We start from the raw sequence: 4,799 nt of genomic DNA, 5'->3' as shown, positions 1-4,799 counted from the left end.
ATGGGATGGCTACTTCTTTCATGTTGAAATCGTGGCAGACAGATACCTATCTTTAAGGCAAGCAGAAAGGTGGATGTGCTTGTGGCTACAAAAATGAACATCAGCAGTATCGGAGTTCATTCACTAACGAGAGTGTGGAACGGATGAGAAAAGGCAAATATGAATACTTGTCATTTTGGTGGCGAACAAAAAGCCAATTACTCCACAGACAATGACAGGGACGGTGGAACAAGCAACCAAGATAACAGCATAGGAAAGATGCACAAAGTGCAGGAAAGGCGGTGCGCCACGCCTTACTCCTTTGAAAATCGGGATTGGTTACCTTACTTTATTGACTCTCACGCCTAAGAGATTGCAAAAGCCAAAGGTGCGGAGAGCGAAGCGAATGAGGTGCTGAAGGCGGAGCCTACCGCTGAAAAAAAGAAAAGCCTTCATCCTGCGTTGGGCGCAAGACAAAGGCGTATAGGAAAGGGTGATTAGGCAGTGTTCCGCTTCATAAGAAATGACATTCTAATGTTGAAAACTAATTTTGGATAGAAGTTAGCTTATTACCTTCAAAGTACAAATAACTATTTCCATATACCCACTGTTCATGTGTTCCCCAAGATCCAATGGTTTTATTAATATTATCAGGTTCTCCCCAAGATTCTCTGCACATTGCTTTAGTCATTCCTATTCGTACAATACCCTTTAATATAAGGTTAGCATTTGATGCCCCAAATTTCTTAGTTAGCGACATCTTCCTCTTTGCCTTATTTGCTGCAGTAATAGCCTTAATGTTATCATAATCCGACTTCAGTTGAAATCTTCCACAGACATAAGGTTTAATTTCGGGTATAAGCATATCATATGGTTTCCCGTCATCAGCTTCTAAATAGCAATAATGTTTGCCATAACTTGGATTGTCAAAAATAAGAACGATAGGGCTTCTTTTGTCGAGAGTCATATCTGCATCCATATCAGTTGTCTTCTTTCGTGGCTTAACTTGAACACCAACACAAGTCCAAATAGAACCAACAGGGATATTATCTGTAATGGTATCTGTTGCCATATTTATAAGCCCATTTGCTTTTTTCCAAGGATAATGAATATAAACATTCGAGGTTCCAACATATACAAATTTTTTATTTGTATATAACGATTTCATTTTTTCATAGTGTCCAACTACAACCCAACGTGCATTAAAATTATCACCAGTTAATCCACCTTCATTCAACTTTTCACCTGTTTTGGTGTCTTCAAGCTGCATTCTGCAATATAGTCCTCTTCCCACATCATCTGGTAATGTTCCTTGAACTTTGTAATAGGAACCAACTTTGAAATTGTTACTTAAAGAAAAAGAATAAGGGTCTCCACAATACAACAAAGTTTGTCCTATAAGATGATCAAAGGTGTATTTAAAATTATTTTTTGTTCCAAATTTTTGTGTTGCCATATTTCTTAGGCTATCATATGGCTCAGCTTTTGGAACTTCTTTTATCTGTTGACTTTCATCAAACATCTCAATTTGTGCTGATACTTGTATTGTAAATATGCTCAGCATTAAAATAAAGAAATATTTTCTCATTGTTTTCGATTTAATATGCGCAAAGATACAACTTTTATCTCACACCACCAATAGCAATTGGGTATAAATCGTGCTGTGGGAACTTCTCGCAGCCAATATACAACGTATCGAAGGCATCGGTGCCGTCGGTGCGGTGTTCAAGGAGGTCTTCTTCGGACTCCGGCTGCTTCTCCATAGACTTGTTCTTGCGGAAGCCGTTGCGACCTCGCTCTACTCCTGCGGACTGGATGGCGAGGATAAGGTCATCGTTGTTTTGGCGGTTGAAGTACGGCATAAGGCGTTGCTTCCCGGCAAAGCCCTGATTGATGAGAAGATATTTCTCATCGTGTCGCATCGGGTTGCCGAGATACACGTCAATGACCTGCCATCCGTGGCGCTCGAACTCATGTACTACCACCCAGTGGAAGTCCTGGTCGTTCACGGCATAGTTAGAGCCGAGGGCAGTGGCATCGTAGTAGTAGATGACCGTCTTGTTAGGGTGTGGAGCGTAGTAGGTGCAGAAGTCGGCTACGAGCGCAGGGATTTTGCGCTCGAACTTCACGTAGAACGATTTGAGGATATTCAAGCGGTTGGCACGAGGCTGACCGCACACAATCCAGTTGATATTGGCGTTGTAGTCCATACCGATGCAGAGAGGCTGCATAGGGTCGATGTCCGAGTCCGTGCGACAGTCGAGCGAGCTGTTAAGCGTAGAGAACTGGTTGTTGGCGTGGATTGTATATAAGTCCTGCTGCGCCTCTTTGATGATGCGCTCGTAGCCGAGCGAGTCGAGGTAGTCGAAATCCGAAGCATCATACTTGTGGTACTCCTGCATGGACGAGTAGAAGCCATCGTGCGAGATGCCAATCTTCTGACAGAGGATAGAAGTCTGGAACGTCTTCGGTGTGAGGTCGCGCTTCATCTGCCGGATGTACTCTTCACCGAGAAGCTGCAAGTTTTCGAGTGTAGAGTATTCCTTGTAATAGACAGCCACCGAGCGCATCTTGTTAAGCGACTGGTCGAGCCATTTGAGGTAATTGGGCAGATAAGAAGGAATGGGCTTGCGCTGCTCTTTGAGTTGGGCAATGCGCTCCTTTGTCTGCCAAATCTTGTAAATCGTGCCCTTGATGGTGTCAATCAGTTCCGAGTCCATCTTATCCTCGTAGTGCAGGAACCAAGACCCCTTTGTTGTCTGAGGCATATCCGAAAGCACCATCATGCTATGGTTAAAGCTGTGGTGTCCGAAGTACGAGCGTATGCCACCATTTGCAGGCAGAGTCTCGTCCTTCAGCTTGTTGTAATCAATAAATTTCGCCTCGTCGATGAGCAGCCATGAGAGCGTGAGCGAGTTGGAAGAGCCTGGGCGGTCCTGACTGATGATGATAGCCACCGAGCCATTATAGAACGTGATTACATGCTCATAGTCAGCCGGTTCGGTGATTGGCTTCGCGAAGGACTTCGGCGGTTTTCTGCCTACCACATAGTGAACGCCATTGATATATCCCCAACGCTTCAATGCTGCAAGCAGACCAGGGAGCGTGTTGGTAAGTCCATGCTTAAACGTAGGCACGACGATACCACCAGTAGATCCAGGCATACGCTGCATGTTACGCAGCACGAAAGGCGAGGCGATGGAGTCCGTCTTGCCAGTGCGTCGTCCGGCCACGATGACCGTAGTCTTCGCGCCGATGTATTGCGTCAGGAGCTGAGGTTTGTTGAAGTACACACGCTTAGAGTGTTGCTTCGCCTCGATGTCCCAAAGAGAAGTATCAACTTTGTTCGTCATTGTCTTCAGGCTTAAAGATGTCATCAAGAACAAGATCCGCTTGTTCGTACTCAATATTCTCCGTGTCTGGATGCGAAGTGGTAAGCTCCTGGGTGAGCTTTCGGATGCGGTCGTCGATGTTCGGAACCGGCGTGATGCCCACAACACGCGGGTCAGTAGTCGGGAAGAACGGTTGGACAACAATCATGTGGTACGGCACAGATTGCTCGTCCTCGATGTCGATACGGTTGAACTTCGCATAAGAAGTGGCCGCTTTCTCCATCGTCTTCGTGTCCTTACGCTTCTTCGCCATCTGATACGTCTCCATAATCATCTCGTTATACCGCCAGCGGTGGAAGTCGCGCGTACACTCCGAGAGATTCGGTAGCAGAGCCTTGACGATTTTTAAGTCCGCATATGCCGTGACTTGCGACAGTCCGTAGCGACTGCGCAGTTCATCGACAAACTGACGATCCTTCATGTCAGGGTTGGCGATAGACCATGTGACCATATCCCTTAATCGAAGTAGATGTTCGATTTGGGGAACAGGATATTTACCTTCCAATTCCGATTGGGAGGTATAAAGGTCCTGTTTGGCGATGTCGATAATGCTTAATTGTGACATGAAGAGAATTTTGAATTATTCATCATCCTCCATATCGAGGAGGTTGTTACGGGTGTTTTCAAGAGCGAGTGGAGAGCCGACGTAGGCGAGCTGCATCTCCTGATGCAATAGCTTGACACGTGAAGCAGCCTTGCCACGGTGGTAACGCTGCGAAACGGCTGTTGTACGGTCAGCAATGTCACGGCGTAAATCCTCTGGTGGAACACCGAGAATGACAGCCATATCGCTGATTTTGAGGTAGATTGAAGCATACTGCTCAATCTGCGTGAGAACTTCTTCTGAGTATACCATATTATTTTAATTGTTAGCACCAGCAGCGTTGATGCGCTGTTGGAAAAGGTCGGTTAGTGGAACGGAATGGTTCTTTATAAGATCCATGACGGACACATGAAGAGTGTTGAAGATGTCGGGCGAAGTGGAGATGAACGTGGACTCATGGCGGTTGCCTCGTGTGAGATTCTGCGAGGTGACGACACTAATCTGTTCTCCTGACTCCGCTTGCACGAGAAGGATTTTGGAATGGTTGTCGGCAAGATAGGTGCGCTTCATCGTCTGTGTGATGAACGCCCATAGCTTTAGCGTTTTGTTCGTAGCCTTATGGTCGAGAACAAGATTAAAGGCAGAAATGTTGCCGGACTTCTCGATGAAGAAGAGCCTACGCAGGAACTCCTCTGAGATGGAGAACGAAGTCTGCCAAATCTCCGCTTTGCCGACCTGTCCCAAAATCCACTCCAAAACGTCCGCCACCTGAAGAGCATTGGAGAGATACGCCTGGTGTGGACATTCAGAGAGTGGCTTTAGGATGTCATCTATGTTGATGTTGCGCTTCACTACTTCTTGGATTTAGACTTGGACTTCGGCTT

5 protein-coding genes are annotated in these 4,799 nt (G+C 46.1%); all 5 read right to left on the bottom strand.

What is annotated here, in order from left to right; translation table 11 throughout:
• Window positions 1-523: 523 nt before the first annotated feature.
• Window positions 524-1,567, bottom strand: a complete 1,044-nt coding sequence (locus CHL74_RS14845; RefSeq protein WP_094881956.1) for a hypothetical protein — start codon at window positions 1,565-1,567, stop codon at window positions 524-526.
• Between the two features lie 34 nt (window positions 1,568-1,601).
• A complete protein-coding gene (locus CHL74_RS14840) occupies window positions 1,602-3,332 on the bottom strand; it encodes a hypothetical protein (protein ID WP_094881955.1) in 1,731 nt (576 codons plus the stop codon).
• Complete coding sequence (locus CHL74_RS14835; RefSeq protein WP_254923344.1) at window positions 3,316-3,822, bottom strand: hypothetical protein; 507 nt, start codon at window positions 3,820-3,822, stop codon at window positions 3,316-3,318. Before CHL74_RS14835 ends, CHL74_RS14840 begins: the two co-directional genes overlap by 17 nt.
• Window positions 3,823-3,951: 129 nt before the next feature.
• Window positions 3,952-4,227 (bottom strand): hypothetical protein, encoded by a 276-nt coding sequence (locus CHL74_RS14830; protein ID WP_094881954.1) that lies wholly within the window; start codon window positions 4,225-4,227, stop codon window positions 3,952-3,954.
• Between the two features lie 6 nt (window positions 4,228-4,233).
• The gene (locus CHL74_RS14825; RefSeq protein WP_094881953.1) at window positions 4,234-4,767 is read right to left on the bottom strand and encodes a hypothetical protein; all 534 of its coding nucleotides are present in this window, start codon (window positions 4,765-4,767) and stop codon (window positions 4,234-4,236) included.
• Between the last annotated feature and the right edge of the window lie 32 nt (window positions 4,768-4,799).

Origin of the sequence: Prevotella sp. 885 (assembly GCF_002265625.1) — a bacterium.
GTDB lineage: Bacteria > Bacteroidota > Bacteroidia > Bacteroidales > Bacteroidaceae > Prevotella.
The sequence above is the reverse complement of the archived record's forward strand: the minus strand, read 5'-3'. Positions and strand labels throughout refer to the sequence as shown.

Coding starts and splice junctions, on each gene's coding strand:
- CHL74_RS14845 (WP_094881956.1), bottom strand. CDS start 1,567: ATGAGAAAATATTTCTTTATTTTAATGCTGAGCATATTTACAATACAA.
- CHL74_RS14840 (WP_094881955.1), bottom strand. CDS start 3,332: ATGACGAACAAAGTTGATACTTCTCTTTGGGACATCGAGGCGAAGCAA.
- CHL74_RS14835 (WP_254923344.1), bottom strand. CDS start 3,822: ATGGTCACATGGTCTATCGCCAACCCTGACATGAAGGATCGTCAGTTT.
- CHL74_RS14830 (WP_094881954.1), bottom strand. CDS start 4,227: ATGGTATACTCAGAAGAAGTTCTCACGCAGATTGAGCAGTATGCTTCA.